The organism is Nonomuraea pusilla (assembly GCF_900109355.1).
In the GTDB taxonomy this organism is placed as follows: domain Bacteria; phylum Actinomycetota; class Actinomycetes; order Streptosporangiales; family Streptosporangiaceae; genus Nonomuraea; species Nonomuraea pusilla.
Window position 1 is genome coordinate 201330 of the sequence record NZ_FOBF01000005.1, and the last position, 17451, is coordinate 218780.

15 protein-coding genes and 1 pseudogene are annotated in these 17451 nt (G+C 70.9%); 7 read left to right on the forward strand and 9 right to left on the reverse strand.

What is annotated here, in order from left to right:
• On the reverse strand, window positions 1-837 hold the full coding sequence (locus BMX74_RS12720) for a phosphoribosylaminoimidazolesuccinocarboxamide synthase (RefSeq protein ID WP_055504473.1): 837 nt from the start codon (window positions 835-837) through the stop codon (window positions 1-3).
• A complete protein-coding gene (purD, locus tag BMX74_RS12725) occupies window positions 834-2048 on the reverse strand; it encodes a phosphoribosylamine--glycine ligase (protein ID WP_055505377.1) in 1215 nt (404 codons plus the stop codon). Before purD ends, BMX74_RS12720 begins: the two co-directional genes overlap by 4 nt.
• A gap of 316 nt (window positions 2049-2364) precedes the next feature.
• On the opposite strand from purD, the gene BMX74_RS12730 reads away from it, so the two are divergent.
• A complete protein-coding gene (locus BMX74_RS12730; RefSeq protein ID WP_055504474.1) occupies window positions 2365-3471 on the forward strand; it encodes a magnesium and cobalt transport protein CorA in 1107 nt (368 codons plus the stop codon).
• On the opposite strand, the gene BMX74_RS12735 is transcribed toward BMX74_RS12730, so the two are convergent.
• Window positions 3468-4373: a glycerophosphodiester phosphodiesterase family protein gene (locus BMX74_RS12735; RefSeq protein ID WP_055504475.1), complete on the reverse strand. Its 906-nt coding sequence runs from the start codon at window positions 4371-4373 to the stop codon at window positions 3468-3470. The genes BMX74_RS12730 and BMX74_RS12735 overlap by 4 nt on opposite strands.
• 174 nt (window positions 4374-4547) lie before the next feature.
• Between BMX74_RS12735 and BMX74_RS12740 the strand changes: the two genes are divergently transcribed.
• From BMX74_RS12740 to BMX74_RS12755, 3 genes are all read left to right on the forward strand, one after another.
• Complete coding sequence (locus tag BMX74_RS12740) at window positions 4548-5150, forward strand: GNAT family N-acetyltransferase (RefSeq protein WP_256256921.1); 603 nt, start codon at window positions 4548-4550, stop codon at window positions 5148-5150.
• A 329-nt stretch (window positions 5151-5479) separates the two neighbouring features.
• On the forward strand, window positions 5480-6052 hold the full coding sequence (locus BMX74_RS12750) for a SigE family RNA polymerase sigma factor (protein ID WP_091100395.1): 573 nt from the start codon (window positions 5480-5482) through the stop codon (window positions 6050-6052).
• Complete coding sequence (locus tag BMX74_RS12755) at window positions 6049-7254, forward strand: TolB-like translocation protein (protein ID WP_143078635.1); 1206 nt, start codon at window positions 6049-6051, stop codon at window positions 7252-7254. The genes BMX74_RS12750 and BMX74_RS12755 overlap by 4 nt, the downstream gene beginning before the upstream one ends.
• Window positions 7255-7262: 8 nt before the next feature.
• Here BMX74_RS12755 and BMX74_RS12760 read toward each other — a convergent pair.
• The 4 genes and pseudogenes from BMX74_RS12760 to fbaA all read right to left on the reverse strand — a co-directional run bounded on the left by BMX74_RS12760 (window position 7263) and on the right by fbaA (window position 10999).
• Window positions 7263-8018, reverse strand: a pseudogene (locus tag BMX74_RS12760) (IS5 family transposase).
• A gap of 131 nt (window positions 8019-8149) precedes the next feature.
• On the reverse strand, window positions 8150-9433 hold the full coding sequence (locus tag BMX74_RS12765) for an adenylosuccinate synthase (RefSeq protein ID WP_055504477.1): 1284 nt from the start codon (window positions 9431-9433) through the stop codon (window positions 8150-8152).
• Window positions 9434-9531: 98 nt separating this feature from the next.
• Window positions 9532-9942, reverse strand: a complete 411-nt coding sequence (locus BMX74_RS12770) for a DUF3151 domain-containing protein (RefSeq protein ID WP_091100400.1) — start codon at window positions 9940-9942, stop codon at window positions 9532-9534.
• Between the two features lie 34 nt (window positions 9943-9976).
• Entirely contained in the window at window positions 9977-10999 is a 1023-nt protein-coding gene (fbaA, locus tag BMX74_RS12775; protein WP_055504479.1) for a class II fructose-bisphosphate aldolase, read from the reverse strand.
• 116 nt (window positions 11000-11115) lie between these two features.
• Here fbaA and BMX74_RS12780 point away from each other — a divergent pair, with 116 nt between their 5' ends.
• Both BMX74_RS12780 and BMX74_RS12785 read left to right on the forward strand, forming a co-directional pair.
• Window positions 11116-11829: a DedA family protein gene (locus BMX74_RS12780; protein ID WP_055504480.1), complete on the forward strand. Its 714-nt coding sequence runs from the start codon at window positions 11116-11118 to the stop codon at window positions 11827-11829.
• Between the two features lie 38 nt (window positions 11830-11867).
• Window positions 11868-12296, forward strand: a complete 429-nt coding sequence (locus BMX74_RS12785; RefSeq protein ID WP_143078636.1) for a hypothetical protein — start codon at window positions 11868-11870, stop codon at window positions 12294-12296.
• On the opposite strand, the gene pyrE is transcribed toward BMX74_RS12785, so the two are convergent.
• Together pyrE and BMX74_RS45530 are read right to left on the reverse strand one after the other, a co-directional pair.
• Window positions 12271-12804 carry an orotate phosphoribosyltransferase gene (pyrE, locus tag BMX74_RS12790; protein ID WP_055504482.1) on the reverse strand — a complete coding sequence of 178 codons (534 nt, stop codon included), beginning with the start codon at window positions 12802-12804 and terminating at the stop codon, window positions 12271-12273. The genes BMX74_RS12785 and pyrE overlap by 26 nt on opposite strands.
• Before the next feature lie 3725 nt (window positions 12805-16529).
• Window positions 16530-16718 carry a hypothetical protein gene (locus BMX74_RS45530; protein WP_256256922.1) on the reverse strand — a complete coding sequence of 63 codons (189 nt, stop codon included), beginning with the start codon at window positions 16716-16718 and terminating at the stop codon, window positions 16530-16532.
• Between the two features lies 1 nt (window position 16719).
• On the opposite strand from BMX74_RS45530, the gene BMX74_RS45535 reads away from it, so the two are divergent.
• Window positions 16720-17433 carry a hypothetical protein gene (locus tag BMX74_RS45535; protein WP_256256923.1) on the forward strand — a complete coding sequence of 238 codons (714 nt, stop codon included), beginning with the start codon at window positions 16720-16722 and terminating at the stop codon, window positions 17431-17433.
• The last annotated feature ends 18 nt before the right edge of the window (window positions 17434-17451 follow it).

Genomic DNA, 17451 nt, shown 5'->3' on the forward strand with positions numbered 1-17451 from the left:
TCACCCGTTAAAGGGAGTGCCCGTGATGCGCTCGTACGCCTCCAGATAGCGCTGCCTGGTGCGTTCGACGACGTGGTCGGGAAGGCGAGGCGGCGGATTTCCGGTGGATTTGTCCCATCCCGATTCGGGCGACGTCAACCAATCCCGGACATATTGCTTGTCAAAGGAGGGCTGTGCGCGGCCCGGCTGCCATTCGTCGGCCGGCCAGAATCGCGAGGAGTCGGGCGTCAGCACCTCGTCGCCGAGGGTCAGCACGCCGTCGGAGTCCCAGCCCAGCTCGATCTTCGTGTCGGCCACGATGATGCCGCGCTCGCGAGCGATCTCCGCGCCCCTCTCGTACACCGCGAGCGTGATGCGGCGCAGCTCCTCGGCGGTCTCCTCGCCGACCTCCGCGACCACCTGCTCGTACGAGATCGGCTCGTCGTGCTGCCCCATCGGGGCCTTCGTGGACGGCGTGAAGATCGGCTCGGGCAGGCGGGAGCCGTCGTCCAGGCCCTCCGGCAGGCGGATGCCCGAGACGGCGCGGTCGCGCCGGTAGTCGGCCAGGCCGCCGCCCGCCAGGTAGCCGCGCGCCACGCACTCGACCTGCACCATGCGCAGCGGCCTGCACAGCACGCTGCGGGAGTCGTCGCCCCTGGCCACGACGTGGTTGGGGACGACGTCCTTCAGCTGGTCGAACCACCACAGCGAGAGCTGGGTGAGGATGGCGCCCTTGTCGGGGATGCCGGGTTCGAGGACGTAGTCGAAGGCCGAGATGCGGTCGGAGGCCACCATGAGCAGCAGCCCCTCGTCGGTCTCGTAGAGGTCGCGGACCTTGCCCGAGTGAACGTGCTTCATTGCGCGATGTCCGTCCTGTAGTGCGAGCCGCGCAGCCGGATCCTCGACACCAGCTCGTACGCGTTCTCCCGCGCGGTCTTCTGGTCGGGCCCGCTGCCCACGATGCTGAGCACCCGGCCGCCGGCGGAGACGATGCGGTCGCCGTCGCGCCGCGTGCCCGCGTGGATGACGTACGCGTGCCCGGTCGGCTCCAAGCCCTCGATGACGTCGTCCTTCACCGGGGGGCCCGGGTAGTTCTCGGCCGCGACGACCACGGTGACGGCCGAGCCGTCCTTGAAGACCGGGTCGGGGCCCAGCTCGCCGGTGGCGCAGGCCATGAGGAGCCCCCCGAGCGGGGTCTCCAGCCGGTCGAGCAGCACCTGGGTCTCGGGGTCGCCGAATCGCGCGTTGAACTCGACCACCTTCGGCCCCTTCGAGGTGAGCGCCAGGCCCACGTACAGCACGCCCTGGTAGGGCAGGCCGCGGCGGGACAACTCGCCGATCGTGGGGTGCACCACCTCGCGCATGACCTGGTCGGTCAGGCCCGCGGGCGCCCAGGGGAGCGGCGTGTACGCCCCCATGCCGCCGGTGTTGGGGCCCTCGTCGCCGTCGTAGGCGCGCTTGAAGTCCTGGGCGAGCTGCAGCGGCACGGCCGTGCTGCCGTCGCACAGCGCGAACAGCGACACCTCGGGCCCGTCGAGGTACTCCTCGATCACCACGCGCTCGCAGGCGCGGGCGTGCTGCAGCGCCTGCTCGCGGTCGCGGGTGACGACGACGCCCTTGCCCGCGGCCAGGCCGTCGTCCTTGACCACGTACGGCGCGCCGAACTCGTCGAGTGCGGCGGCGGCCTCCTGCTCGGTGGCGCAGGTGCGCGCGCGGGCCGTCGGCACGCCCGCCGCCATCATGATCTCCTTGGCGAACGCCTTCGAGCCCTCGATCATGGCGGCGTCCCTGGACGGGCCGAAGCAGGCGATGCCCGCCTCGCGCACCGCGTCGGCGACGCCCGCGACGAGCGGCGCCTCCGGGCCGACGACCACGAGGTCGGCACGCAACCGGGTCGCCAGCTCGGCCACCTGCTCGGGATCGACGGGATCGACGGGGTGGACGGTGGCCACCTCCTCGATGCCCGGGTTGCCTGGGGCACAATGGAGGTCGGTGACCTGCTGATCGAGCTTGAGCGAACGGCAAAGGGCGTGCTCACGCCCGCCGGAACCAATGACTAGAACGCGCACGGGCTCCATTCTCGCAGGCCCGTGGCGGTGCCGCCGCTCCGGTCCCGGCGGGGGGACGGCGCGGGAAGGGCGTGTTCCTTCGGCGGGGTTCACCGGCTTGTGGTAAGTTAGGGCGGCTTTGCGGCGTCCCGTGATGATTGGAGGTGGTCCGGGATGAATCCTGGTGATCCCAGCAGTACGTGCTCGCGCACGTACGCCGTGCATACCCCCGACCACTCCAATCCGGCAGCCTGATCGTGCCTCCACGCATGTGCGTCGATTGAGGTGATTTTTCATCGCGCGTGGAGCGTGCCAGGTCGGGCGGAAAGGGACTGCCATGCGCTCGTCCACGCTTTTCCGTCGTATCAACCGTCACCCGGTGCAGCAGCCGCGCGTCGCGCGCCCGCTCCCGCAGCCCGTGCGTGAGCCCTGCGTGCCCCCCGTCGACTCGCTCGTGGAGTACGGCGCCTACGTCGAGGGCAAGAAGATCTACGCCCTCGACATCGCCGAGGCTCTGGAGCTCGTGCGCAAGCACAACGAGGACGGCGCAGGCGCCTTCGTCTGGGTGGGGCTCCACGAGCCCGCCGCGCCCGAGGTCGAATGGCTGGCCGAGGTCTTCGGCCTGCACCCGCTGGCCGTCGAGGACGCCGTCAAGGCCCACCAGCGTCCCAAGGTCGAGCGGTACGGCGACTCGCTGTTCATGGTGCTCAAGACCGTCGCCTACCTCGACCACGACGAGCTGACCGCGAGCAGCGAGATCATCGCCACCGGCGAGATCATGGTGTTCCTCGGCGCCGACTTCGTCGTGACCGTGCGCCACGGGCGGCACTGCCCCCTGATCGAGGTGCGCGAGCGGCTGGAGGACCACCCCGAGCTGCTCAAGCGGGGCCCGTCCGGCGTGCTGCACGCCATCGCCGACCACGTCGTCGACAGGTACCTCCAGGTGGCCGACCTCATGCAGCTGGAGCTGGAGGAGGTCGAGGCCACCGTCTTCGCCGACGTCAGCTCCCGCGACATCAACCGCATCTACCAGCTCAAGCGCGAGATGCTGGAGCTCAAGCGGGCGGTCACGCCGCTGCTGTCGCCCCTGTCGGCGCTCCCGCAGCGCCGCGTGATCCCCTCGGAGATGCGCGACTACTTCCGCGACGTCGGCGACCACCTCTCCCGCGTCTGCGAGCAGGTCGAGTCGTCGAACGAGCTGTGCAGCTCCATACTGCAGGCGGCTCTCGCGCGCTCGAACGCCCTGGCCAACGAGGACATGCGCAAGATCTCGTCCTGGGTGGCCATCCTCGCCGTACCCACGATGATCGCGGGCATCTACGGCATGAACTTCGACTTCATGCCCGAGACCAAGCAGGTCTGGGGCTACCCGGCCGTGCTGGCCGTCATGGTCACCGCCTGCGTCCTGCTGCACCGCGGCTTCCGGCGCAACGGCTGGCTCTAGACGCCCACCGGCCTGAGCGGCGCCACCGGCCTCGGCAGGTCGAGGCCGCGCTCGCGCCACAGCTCCCGCATGCGGTCGGGGTAGTCGGTCACGATCCCGGCCACCCCGAGGTCGAGCATGCGGGAGGCGAGCCCGGTGTCGTTGACCGTCCAGACGGCCACGTCGAGCCCGGCGGCGGCGCACTGCGCCATCAGCCGCTCGTCCACCATGACGTGCTCGGGCGAGAGCGTCGTCGCGCCGGCGGCGCGGGCCGCGGCGGGGACGTCGTCGCCCAGGTCGTCGTGCCAGTGCAGGGTGTCGAGCTCGATCAGCGCGAAGCGCCGGGTGCCCGGGGCGATCGCGGCGGCGTGCCTGATGATGCGCCAGTCGAAGCTCAGGATGGCCGTGCCGCCCAGCCTGCCGTGACGGTCGAGCTCTTCGACCACCAGCTCGGTGAACAGCTCGGGATCGGCCGTCAGGTGCGGCCTGGTCGGGTCGGACTTCAGCTCGACGTGCAGGCGGACGCCCTCGGCCTCGTACGCGCCGACCAGCCCGAGCACCGCGCCCAGCGTGGGCATCCGGGTGTCGGGCACGGGCGCCTGGGTGAGCGCGAACGGGTCGTCGGGGTGACGCGGCAGCCGCACCCCCACCTCAAGGGTGCGAAGCTGAGCCAGGGTGAGCGCGTTGACCGGCCGTCCGACGTACGGGTAGAGCGGGTCGCCCGGGTGGGCGGGCCGCCTGTCGGCGCTCGTGACGGCGGAGACCGTGAGGTCGTGGGTCAGCACGAGGCGCCGGTCGGCGGTCAGGGCGACGTCGAACTCCAGGGCGTGCACCCCGAGCTCCATCGTCCTGCTCAGCCCCGGCAGGGTGTTCTCGGGCCACAGGCCCCTGGCACCCCGATGACCGTGAATCTCAACGCGCACACGGGGGACACTACCCGGCGCGTGGCGGGTTCGAGCGATGCCACGCCGCGCCCTTTTTATCCTGGTACGCCCACTTGACAGGGGGCTGGCCGGAAAAATGACAGGGGCTGCCCATAGGCTGATTCCATGACGGAGACCCTCACAACCATTCATCTGCCGACAATCCGGGCATGGGTGGATGGATGGGTTATCTCCCGCCAGGCTCCCGCGCCCGTCACCGAACCCTGGGGCCTCAGGGTGGACGTCGGACTGCCCGGCCACGTCGCCCGGCACATCGTCCCCGACGCCGACCCGGCGACGCTGACCCGGCTCAGCACCGCGCTCACCGCGCCCGGCACCTGGCTCAAGATCTGCGCCCCCGCCGACGCCGTCGCCCCCTGGCTCGCGCCCGGCTGGGCCGTCCAGAAGCCGGAGTACCTGATGACCATCGCCCTGGCCCCCGAGCCCGCCCAGGCGCCGCCCGGCTACACGCTCGCCGTCACCACCCGCGCGGGCGTCACCGTCGCCCGCCTCCTCACCGCCGCCGGCGAGGTGGCCGCCCGCGGCCAGCTGGCCGTGACCCGCGCCACCGCCGTCGTGGACCAGGTGGAGACCGCGGCCGGCCACCGCCGCCGCGGCCTCGGCACCGTCGTCATGAGAACCCTCACCGCCACGGCCGCCTCACTCGGCGCCCGCACCGGCGTCCTCGTCGCCACGGCGGACGGCCACGCCCTGTACAGCACCCTCGGCTGGACCCTGCACACCCCCATGACCGCCGCCGTCCTCCTGGCCCCCTAGGTCGTGTTTCAAAGTCGTTGAGCCACTGGTTGCGCCGCGCGGGCGCCTCAGCGCGTGATCGGCGGGCTCATGTCGCTCCCCTGCGGGCGGCTCCTTCCGCGGGTGACCTTGTCGGCGTGCTCCGGCCCGCGTGCTGGTGAGCCCGGACGATGGTGGAGTCCACACTCATTCGTTCAGCCGATCTTCTCCGTGGTGTCCGCAAACACCTGCAACGCCGCCAGGATCAGGGCCGGAATCGCGGGTTTCTCGGAGTTGCGGATGTTCTTCAACGAAACGCACCCCATCCCCGTCTGTGAGATGACAGACCAGGGAGAGGGTGGAGACGACAGGTGGAAGACGACTCCCGTTTCGCGGAGTTCGTCGCCGAGCGGGCCAACGCGCTCATGCGTTACGGCTACGCGCTCAGCGGCAACCCCCACGACGCGGCGGACCTGACGCAGGAGGCCCTGATCAGGCTGCACCACGCATGGGCGCGGGTGCGCAGCAAGGAGGACCCGGAGCGCTATGCCAAGGTGATCATGGCCAGGCTGCACATCAGCCGGTGGCGCCTGAGGCGGCGCGAGCATCTGTCGTGGGCCTTACCGGAGGTCCCGCTCCACGACACGCTGCCCTCCGACGGCGACCAGGATCTCTGGCACGCCTTGGCCGGGCTGCCCCGCAAGCAGCGCGCCGTTCTCGTGCTCCGCTTCTACGAGCAGCTGGCCGACGCCGAGATCGCCGACCTGCTCAAGATCTCTCAGGGGACCGTTCGCAGCCATGCCTCGCTCGGACTGGCGAGGCTGCGTTCGGAGATGGCCGCGCGCCGCGCGTCGCCCGCGAAGGCCCGTCCCACACCCGCCGGCCACGACCGCATGACGAGGCCGCAGGCCCGCACCGCATCTGCTGAGAGGAACGTCCCATGACGAAGGATCTGGAAGACGATCTCCACCGGGTCATCATGCGCGGGGCCGAGGGTGCGCCGCAGGCGCCGGCTGGATTCCCGGCGCAGATCGTCGGCCGGTCGCGCCGTCGCCGGAGGCGTAGCCATGCCGTGGCTGCGGCCCTCGCCGTCGTCATGGTGGCGGGCGGCGTCGGGTGGGCGGTGCGGGGGCAGGGTGACAACGGCCCCGCGGTGCTGGACTCGGTCGCCACGCCTTCGGTGTCCGCCGCGACGACCCCAGCCCCCGCTTCCAGACCTGTCGACCAGGTGTGGCCGCAGGCCGTCTGGAAGATCCCGGCGAAGCTGCCCGGCGTCAAGAAGTACCAGCCGCGCGTCTTCATCGACGACCACACCGTCCTCCTCGAAACCTGGGAGAGCTTCGAGAAGGCGGACGCGATCTACGCCTACGACCTCACCATTGGCGGGCATCGGAAGATCGCGGACATCCGCACCCCGAAGGGCGTGTACGCCTCCAACTACGCGGCGGCCCAGGATCGCATCGTCTGGCAGACCATCGACGACATGCGGACCACGTTCTGGTCGGTGCCCATCGCGGGTGGGAAGCCAGAGCCCATCCCCACGGACGCCCCGGTCGAGGGTCGTGCCGACACCGTGGTGGTCGTCGGCGACAGGCTGGCCTTCTCCGTCATGGAAGGCGGCGTCTTCACGCTCCCGTTGACGGGCGGCGCTGTGACCCCGGTCGCCGACGCCGAACGCCACCACATCCTGCGCTGGCCGTGGGTGGGGACCCCCGGCCAGTACACACCGAACAACGAGCCCAGTTTCGAGGAGATCCGCAACGTCGAAACCGGAGAGACGAGCAAGGCGCTGGTACGTCCCGGAGACCAGAACGTCCGCTGCGGCGTGACGACGTGCGTGGGCGTCGCCGCGGATGACAAGCCCTTCCATCGCCTGCGCGATGGCTCGAACGAACGGCAGATCCAGCAGCCGGCCTTGACCGGCGTCGCCTACGACCGCTTCATGACCGTGTGGACCGGGGACCAGCGCGTACGACGGCAGCTGCTGCTGGACCTGGCCACAGGCAAGTCCGGGGACCTGGGCCTTCGTCTGACCCCCAGCGGGAAGGGCAGCCGCAGCGTGGAGCCGGGCATCAGCGCGAACAATCTGGTCGCCTATCCCCTGGGCGACGACTACGTGATCATCGATCTCGCCCGGATCGCCTAGGGCGTGTCTCAAAGAATCACGAGCCAGTCGTTGATGGCAGCGATGTGGATGGCGGCTTCGTAGCGGACGGCGAGTTTGTCGAACCGGGTAGCGGTGCCGCGGTGCCGTTTGAGCCGGTTGATGCCGCACTCGACGGCTGAGCGGGCGCGGTAGTCGACTGGATCGAAGGCTGGAGGCCGGCCACCGCGGGCGCCTCGCCGCTGCCGGGCGGCGATCCGGTCCGCAGGCTCTGGGATGGTGCATCGGATCCCGCGAGAGCGCAGGTGCTGCCGGATCGCGCGCGAGGAACAGGCCTTGTCGGCGCGGACGGTCTCGGGCCGAGTGCGCGGGCGGCCGGGCCCGAGCCGGGGCACCCGGATCGCGGCCATGACCGCGGGGAACTGTGGCGCGTCACCGCGTTGCCCGGCGGTGAGCACCAGGGCCAGCAGCCGCCGGCCCTGGTCGCACGCCAGGTGCAGCTTGGTCGACAGGCCGCCCCGGGACCGCCCGAGGGCGTGATCGGCAGGCTCAGGTCGTAGTCCACCGGGAGGATGTGCTGCCAGATGCCGGCCCGCTGCCGGCGGCGGAACAGGCTGTAGACCGCCTGCCAGGAGCCGTAGCACTCCGGTACGTCCCGCCACGGCGCGCCTACGTACCCGCCAGCGGATCCCGTCGATCAACTGGCGCTTGCTCCATCGCGACGGTCGACCTGGTCTTTTGCCTGCGGGCAGCAGCGGTTCCAGCCGCGCCCACTGCGCATCGGTGAGGTCGAACCGCCGTGTCACCGCTAAGGTGGCCACGAGGTCTCCGGGTACAGGTTCTTCTTGGTCGTTGAACCCTTTACCGGAGACCTCTCTGCTTATCCGGCTACGACACGCCGTTGATCAACACTTCGAGACAGGCCCTGGACGGTTCCCTACACGAGGGGGCGGACCACCACGGTCTGGTCGCGGCCCGGACCCACGCCGATCGCCGACACCGGAGCCCCGCTCATCTCCTCCAGCGCCCGCACGTACGCCTGCGCGTTCGGCGGCAGGTCCTCGAACGACTTGGCGTTCGAGATGTCCTCGCGCCAGCCGGGCAGCTCCTCGTAGACCGGCTTGGCGTGGTGGAAGTCGGTCTGCGTCATCGGGATCTCGTCGTGCCGCACGCCGTCCACCTCGTACGCCACGCACACCGGGATGCGCTCCAGCCCCGACAGGACGTCCAGCTTCGTCAGGAAGAAGTCCGTGACCCCGTTGATCCGTGTCGCGTAACGGGCGATCACCGCGTCGAACCAGCCGCAGCGGCGGTTGCGGCCGGTCGTGACGCCGTACTCGCCGCCCGTCGTGCGCAGCCAGTCGCCCATCTCGTCCGTGAGCTCCGTCGGGAACGGCCCCGACCCCACCCTGGTCGTGTACGCCTTGAGGATGCCGATCACCTTCGTCAGGCGCGTCGGCGGGATGCCCGAGCCGGCGCACGCGCCGCCCGACGTCGGCGACGACGACGTGACGAACGGGTACGTGCCGTGGTCGATGTCGAGCAGCGTCCCCTGCCCGCCCTCCAGCAGCACGAACTTGCCCTCGTCCAGCGCCTTGCTCAGCACCAGCGAGGTGTCGGCGATGTGCGGCTTGAGCCGCTCGGCGTACCCCAGGTACTCCTCCAGCACCGCCGCCGGCTCGATGCCGCGCCGGTTGTAGACCTTGGTCAGCAGCTGGTTCTTCTCGGTCAGCGCCGACTCGATCTTCTTGGCCAGGATGCCGGGGTCGAGGAGGTCCTGGACGCGCACGCCCATGCGGTAGACCTTGTCGCCGTACGCGGGGCCGATGCCCCGTCCCGTCGTGCCGATCCTGGCCTTGCCGAGGTACCTCTCGGTCACCTTGTCCAGGGCCTTGTGGTGCGGCATGATCAGATGCGCGTTCGCCGAGATCAGCAGCCGCTCCGCGGAGATGCCCCGCTCGGCCAGCCCGTCGATCTCGCTCAGCAGCACGCCGGGGTCGATGACCACGCCGTTGCCGATGACCGGTACGACGTCCGGCGACAGGATCCCCGTAGGAAGCAGGTGCAGCGCGTATTTCTGGTCCCCGATGACCACGGTGTGACCCGCGTTGTTGCCACCCTGATAGCGGACGACGTAGTCGACGTCGCCACCGAGCAGGTCGGTGGCCTTGCCCTTGCCCTCATCGCCCCACTGGGCACCAACGAGAACGGCAGCCGGCATGGTTCAGTCTCCCGAGCACAAAACGAAACCCCTGGCGCAAGCGCGACAGGGGCTCTTGCGTAGAGAGACTACCCGAGTATCCCCATTCGTCCCAAGGCCTAAGCCGTGGTCAGCGCGTCATACCCGGTTTCCGTGCTCTCCTTGAGGAACTGCAGGCACCGTTCGGCCTCGTCCTTCTCGCCGATCGCCTGGGCCGCGCGCGACAGCGCGTACAGGCAGCGCAGGAAGCCGCGGTTCGGCTCGTGCTCCCACGGGACGGGCCCGTGGCCCTTCCACCCGTTGCGGCGCAACTGGTCGAGGCCCCGGTGGTAGCCGGTGCGGGCGAAGGCGTAGGAGGTGACGGCGTGGCCCTGGGCGAAGTACTCCTCCGCCAGCGCGGCCCACGCCGCCGGGTAGGCAGGGAAGCGCGCCGCCACGTCGGCGGCCTTCGCTCCTGACGCGAGCGCCTCCCTGGCCTCGGGCAGGTCCGGCAGGTAGGTCGGGGGCGGCCCGGCGAGAAGGTTATCCATAGGACAAGTCATACCCGGCGGGCCGCCGACGTGGCTAGGAGATCTTCGTCCCAGCGGACTTGAGGTGTTCGCACGCCTCCGCCACGCGGGCCGCCATCCCGGCCTCCGCGGCCTTGCCGTACGAGCGGGGGTCGTAGGTCTTCTTGTTGCCGACCTCGCCGTCGACCTTCAGCACGCCGTCGTAGTTGCGGAACATGTGGTCGGCGATCGGCCTGGTGAAGGCGTACTGCGTGTCGGTGTCGACGTTCATCTTGACGACGCCGTACGAGATGGCCTCGTGGATCTCCTCCAGCAGCGAGCCGGAGCCGCCGTGGAAGACCAGGTCGAACGGCTTGTCCTTGCCGTACTTGGCGCCGACCGCGTCCTGGATCTCCTTCAGCACCCCCGGGCGCAGCTTGACGTGGCCCGGCTTGTAGACGCCGTGCACGTTGCCGAACGTCGCCGCCAGCATGTAGCGGCCCTGCTCGCCGACGCCGACCGCCTCGGCGGTGGCCAGGGCGTCCTCGGGCGTCGTGTACAGCTTCTCGTTGATCTCGCCGACGACGCCGTCCTCCTCGCCGCCGACCACGCCGATCTCCATCTCCATGATGATCCTGGCGCGGGCGCACTTCTCCAGGAGCTCCTTGGCGATCTCCAGGTTCTCCTCCAGCGGCACCGCCGAGCCGTCCCACATGTGTGACTGGAACAGCGGGTCGAGCCCCTTCGCCACCCGCTCCAGCGAGATGTCGATCAGCGGGCGCATGTAGCCGTCGAGCTTGTCCTTCGGGCAGTGGTCGGTGTGCAGCGCCACCGTGACGGGGTACTTCTCCGCGACGATCCGCGCGTACTCGGCCAGCGCCGTCGCACCCGTGACCATGTCCTTGACCGTCGTCCCCGAGAGGAACTCGGCGCCGCCGGTGGACACCTGCACGATGCCGTCGCTCTCGGCCTCGGCGAAGCCGCGCAGCGCGGCGTTCAACGTCTGTGACGAGGTCACGTTGATCGCCGGATAGGCGAACCCGCCGGCCTTGGCCCGGTCGAGCATCTCGGCGTAGACCTCTGGCGTCGCGATAGGCATGAGTCATCTCCCTGAGAAGTACGGCTTCCCGCCAGCCCAGTATCCCCGGCTCACTACCCAATGGGGTAGTGACGACGCGTACCGCCTGCGGGCATCCCTAACGGTAGAGTCGCACCGTGGACTGGCTTTCCAACCTCCTGGACCCCACCTGGTGGCTCACCATCCTGGGCGCGTTCGCGACCATCGGGGTCCTGGCCATCATCTTCGCCGAGACCGGCCTGCTCATCGGCTTCTTCCTGCCCGGTGACTCGCTGCTCGTCGCGGCGGGCATCTTCAGCTCCGCCGCGGCCGCGCAGGGGATCGGCATCGAGCCGCTGTCCTTCCCCGTGCTGCTCATCGGCACCCCGCTGTGCGCCATCGCGGGCGCCCAACTCGGCCACCTCATCGGGGCCAAGGCCGGCAGGAGGCTGTTCGACAAGCCCGACTCCCGCCTGTTCAAGCGCGAGTACGTCGAGAAGGCCGAGCACTACTTCGACAAGTTCGGCCCCGCGCGCGCCGTCATCATCGCCAGGTTCGTGCCGATCGTCCGCACCTTCATGAACCCCGTCGCCGGCGTCCTCGAGATGCCCGCGCGCAGGTTCTTCCTCTACAACGTGCTCGGCGGCCTGCTCTGGGTCGAGAGCATGCTGCTCATCGGCCACTTCCTCGGCAGCAAGGTCGACCCGAAGCAGATCGACAAGTACATCCTGCCGGGCGTCTTCCTCATCGTCGGCATCTCGATCATCCCCATCGTCGTCGAGGTGATCAAGACCCGCAGGGCCGGCAAGAACGTCCCCGCCCCCACCGGCAAGCACCACAGGCTCCCGTCCCGTACCGACTCCCAGCACTGACCGTCCCCCCGGGGTTACCAGCCGGTACAGTGCCGTCTGTGGGACGCCACAGGTCAGATCCGATGGGCCTCGCCCGCCTCGCGCTCGCCGTCCTGGCGGTCGGAGGCTTCGTGACGCTCCTGGTCATCGGCGCGCGGGCGCTGATCGGCTCGCTCGACACACCCGACCCCGCCGGGCGCGAGCATGTCTCCGCCGGCGGCACGCCGTCGGCCTCCGCCCAGGTGGCGACCGTACGCATCGAGTGCGTGGCCGACGTCTGCCCCCTCGTCACCGTCCGGGTGCCCGGCGGCGACGTGCTCCAGTACCGCGACATGAGCAGGGGCGAGGAGGTCAGCTACTTCGAGCCCGAACTCGACGTGGTGCTCAGCGACGCGGGCACCGTCCGCGTCACCGAGAACGGCAAACCGCGCGCCCAGGGCAGGCCGGGCGCGCGGGAGGCGTTCACAGTCCGAGGTCCCGCAGGGTGAACGCGCTGCGGTAGTCGAGCCCCTCCTCGGCCATCCTGGCCGCCGCGCCCCTGTCGACGATCGTCGCCACGGCCACCACCTCGGCCCCCGCCTCCCTGAGCGCCGCCACGGCGGTCAGCGGCGAGGAGCCCGTCGTGGACGTGTCCTCCACGGCCAGCACCCGGCGGCCCTTCACGTCCGGGCCCTCGATCCTGCGCTGCAGGCCGTGCGCCTTCTGCGCCTTGCGCACCACGAACGCGTCGAGCGCCCGGCCGCGCGCCGCCGCCGCGTGCAGCATCGCCGTCGCCACCGGGTCAGCGCCCAACGTCAGGCCGCCCACGGCGTCGAAGTCGAGATCGGACGTCAGGTCGAGCATCACCCTGCCGACGAGGGGCGCGGCGACGCCGTCGAGCGTGATGCGCCGCAGGTCGAGATAGAAGTCGGCCTCCTGGCCCGAGGAGAGCGTCACCTTGCCGTGGACGACGGCCTTCTTCTGGATCTCCGCCAGCAGGTTGTCGCGGTCTGTCATGCGCCCAAGCTTATGGTCCCCCTCCCCGGCCGCCCGCAGGCACCCTGATCGCTCGGCGCGTAAAGAGGCGGTCGCGGTTTAGTCACCCGCCTGGCTGCGGAATGATTGCGTTCGGCAACACTGCGTAATCGTGAGGTAACCATGAGTGTGGAAACGCCGCACAGCGATGCGGACCTGCTCCAGGCCGTCCGGCAGGGCGACGCCGCCGCCTGGGGGCGGCTCCACCGGCGCCACGTCCGGGCGGGCCGCGCGCTGGCCGCGCAACTCGTCGGCGGCGTCCCCGAGGCCGAGGACGTCACCGCCGAGGCCTTCACCCGGATCCTCGACCTGGTCGGCAGGGGCGGAGGGCCGGAGTCCGCGTTCCGCGCCTACCTCCTCACCGCCGTACGCCGCACGATCGACACCCGCCTCCACGTCGGCCCCTCCTTCCACCAGGCCCCGCCGGGCCTGAGCGGCGGGGAGGCCACCGCGAGGCAGCCGGGGCTTCCCGTCCGGGGGCACGAGGCTCTCCACGACCCCGGGGCGCCCCTCGTCGACCCGTCCCTCGCCGGGCTGGAGCACACCCTGACGGCCAGGGCATACCTGCTGCTGCCCGAACGGTGGCAGGCCGTGCTCTGGCACACCGTCCTCGAACGCGCCCAGCCCCCCGACGTCGCCCCGCTGTTCGGCCTGCCGCCCAACGGCGTCGCCGCGCTCGCCTACCGGGCGCGCGAAGGGCTCCGCCAGGCGTACGTCCACCGCCACCTCGCCACCGGCCCCTGCCTCGGCTGCCGCACCGTGCTGGGCGAGATGTGCGCGTACGTACGGGGCAGCCTCCCCAAGCGCGACTCCCGTGCCGTGGACGAGCACGCGGCCACCTGCGAGGAGTGCCGCACGGTCCTGCTCGACCTCACCGACCTCGACAGCGGCCTCCACCAGGTGGTGGGCCCCTTGATCGCCGGCCCGGCCTACCCCGCTTACCTGGCCACCCTCACCGCCCGGCCCACCCCCGAGGCCGCATCGGGAAAGCCCACCAAACCCCCGAGACGCTCCCGCACCCATGCGGAAGACCGCGCGGGAGACCCCAGCGACATGAGCCGTCGTGCGGGCACAGGCGCCGACACGACCACGCCTCCCCCATCACAGCCCGACAACAACGACCCAGAACACCAACCCACCCCCTCCCGCCTGTCCCGCCTCAAAACTCTCCGCCCCCGCAAACCCGCCGCCCAACCAGACCCCACCACCCCCCACCCCAAGCCCGAGCCGCCCTTCCCCGCCGTAACCGCGCGTGCCGAGCCCAGGCCCGACACGCAGGCAAACCCACAGCCGCCCGCCATCCACCTCCACCCAGAGCCCACAGACGTCCCTCACCTGCGCAGTCACGACACTCCGGGCTCGCCCCACCAAAACCCAGCCGCCACCGACCGGAACGCCAACCACCCCAGCACACCCCAAACCCCCAGCCCGTTCCCCAACCCCAGCCAACCTTCAGGCTGGGAGGACCCTCACCCCGACCACGCCACCAGCGAGCCTCCCAGTCGGCATGTCCCCTCCCAGTCGGTCGGCGCAGCCCAGCCGTACGGCTGCGACGTCTCGTCCCCTGGCCCCACCACCGACCACCTCTTGGACCGACCCACCCACCACATGACGGAGCACCATCGGGGCTCCTCCTGGACCAACGACGGCACCGTCCAGCACCCAGACCCACACACCCCTCCTCCGGGCACCGGAGTCACCGCCCAGCCGCACTGGGACAACACCGAGCCCTCCAGATGGGACGGCACCACGGAGCCGTCCAGTTGGGACGGCAGCACCGAGCCGTCCAGAGGGGACAGCGCCGACGAGCCGTCCGGCTGGAACGGTGCAGGCGCGCCAAGCTGGGGCGTCGCTTCCCAGTACGGCGGAGTCGACAGGCCGTACAGACCGTATGAGCCGTCCGGCTGGGAGGCGGTTCCGCCCGGCTACGACACCAACCCTTCGCCCAGGTGGGACGCCTCCACCGGCATGGCAGGCGCGCCTCACGGCAGCGCACCCGACGTGCCCAACCGCAGCGCTCCCGACGGACCGTACGCCGACCCGGTGGGCCACCTTCACGGCGGTAGTGCCGACTCTCAACCGGGAGGAAGCGCCCCAGAGGCCATCGGATACGGCTGGAGCGTCGGAGGTGTAGGCGGCGAAGAGAGAAGCGGCGATGGCGTGAGCGGGATCGGCAGGAGCGCTGCAGATGCCGGCGGATCTGTCGCAAGTGCGCGAGGCTTCAGCGGATCTCTCGGAAGTGCGCGAGGTCTCAGCGGATCTGTCGGAAGTGTCGCTAGTGTCGGCGAATCTGGCGGAAGCACGGAAGGTACTGGTGGGAGCGGCCGGGGCTTCCCCGTCGAGAGCGCCGGCGCGGACACGCCGTCAGGCGGAGGTGCCGGGATGCCGCCTGGCGGCGCCGCAGGGACGCCCCCTGCTGGCGCCGGGATGCCGCCCGCTGGTGGTGCTGGGACGCCGCCAGGTGGGGGTGTTGGGATGCCGCCGGGTGGTGCTGAGATGCCGCCTGGTGGTGCTGGGACGCCGCCAGGTGGGGGTGCTGGAAGGCCACCTGGTGGTGCCGGGATGCCGCCCGGTGGTGGTGCCGGGATGCCGCCCGGTGGTGGTGCGATACCTCCTGACTCTGGGCGGCGGGCGCGGCGCTATCGCACCGTGCTGGTTGGGGCCACGGCGCTTGCCGCTGGCGTGGCTGCCGCGATCGTCCTGGCCCCGGGGGAGCTGCCGGTGATGCAGCCGCTTCGCGGGATGGCCGACGAGGGGCCCGCCCCGGCGCACCTGACGTCGCCGCCACCGGCCGAGGAACCCATGCGCGTCCCCGCGCCGTCCAGGAAGAAGAAGGCGGGCAAGCCGCGCCTGCACGCGTCGATCGAGGCGGTCGGTGCGCTGGTGGGCGGGCGTCCCGGCATCGTCGGCATGCGGCTGCGCAACGACGGCAAGGGCCCCTCCGAGGAACTGGACGCCGTCATCGACCTGCCGCCCGGCGTCACACCGGTCCAGCAGCCAGGGACACGACCCCAGCCTGCGGCTTTCCAGTCAGGCTCAGGTGGACGCAGCGGGCCCGCGGAGTGGGCGAGCCGCGCCCGCCCGACAGTCGGCCAGTCGGATCAGGGCGAAGGCGCCGCCTCGGCAAGCCTCGCGCCCTGGGCTCGTTCGATGTCCTCCTCCCCTGAGCCGGGCCTGAGCGGGAACGGCGCGGCAGTCCAGCGGGCGGCCTCGGAGGCCGTCCCGGGTGGAAAGAGCCGGTTCGCCCACCCTGTCGCCTTCTCCGCCCAGTCGGGTCTGGGCGGGAACGGTGGGTCCGCGCAGTCGGGTCTGGGTGGGGACGGGGCGTCTGCTCGGTTGGGTCTGGGCGGGAATGGTGGGTCTGCTCAGTCGGGTCTGGGTGGGGACAAGGCGTTTGTTCAGTCTGGCGACTGGCGGGCTGACTCGGGTGGGAGTGTTCGGGCCGCCGGCCTTGGGCGGGGTGTGCGTGGGCTGGCGGCCGGGCGGGGGGTCGCGGGGGCCGGGGTGCCCTTGCTGGAGGCGGTGGGGGATGCCGACGGGTGGGTGTGCCGGCCCGTCGACGTGGGTGCGCGGTGCGGCCGGGCGGCGCTTCAGCCGGGTGAGTCCACCGCCGTGTTCCTGCGGGTCGTGGTCTCGGCCGAGGCGCCGCGCGCGGCAGGCCCGTCCGTACGGGTCGGGTCCGGTTCCCTCCGGGTCAGCGCGCGCGCTCAGGAGGGGGTGCGTACGGACGGGTCGCCGGCGAGGTTCGCCACCGAGGGGAGAGTGGACGTGAGGGCGATCGGCGGTTCGCTGTTGAGCTGCCCTGCGGCGAGCGCCGGGTGCGCGGAGGCGAGGCGGCGCGAGGGGATCCAGCGCGACAACGACCTGTGGCCGATGGCGGCGTTCGACGGGGACAAGGTGCGGAGCACACGGGCGTCCAGTTCGGCGGTGCTCGCGCTGCCCGCGAAGGGCGAGATCGTGTGGGCCGGGCTGTACTGGTCGGCGGCTGGCACGTCCGGCGGGTCGATCATGGTCAGGCCGCCGGGGCGCAGCAAGTACGTCATGGTGCAGTCGCAGCAGGTGACGGGGCACCAGCTGGCGTCGGTGCCGGTGTACCAGGCGTTCGCCGACGTCACGGCGATGGTGTCGGCCGCGCGTAAGAGCGGTACGTGGTGGGTGGCGGACGCGCCGCTGGCGGAGGGCGTGGGACGGTACGCGGGCTGGAGCCTGGTGGTGGTCACCACCGATCCCGGGCTTCCTTACAGCCGGGCGATGGTGCTCGACGCGGCGACCGTGGTCGGCGGGGAGGCCGGACCGGCGCGCATCCCGCTCGACGGTCTCGCCCCTGCCGCGTCGCCCGCCAGGATCGAGCTGGTGACCTGGGAGGGCGACGCCGACATCAAGGACGACCAGGTGTCGGCGGGCGGGGTCGCGCTCACGCCGCTGGGCGGCGACCGCGACCCGGGGAACGTCTTCGACGGCTCCTCGAACGGGGCGACGGAGATGACTCCCGGCGTGGACGTGGACACGCTGGTGGCCGAGCTGGGCGACGATCCGGCCCTCACGATCACGACGGACAAGGACGTCGTCCTCGTCGGCGTGGCGGCGGTCAGCGTGCGGGCACGTTCATGATCCGATTTACTCCGAAAT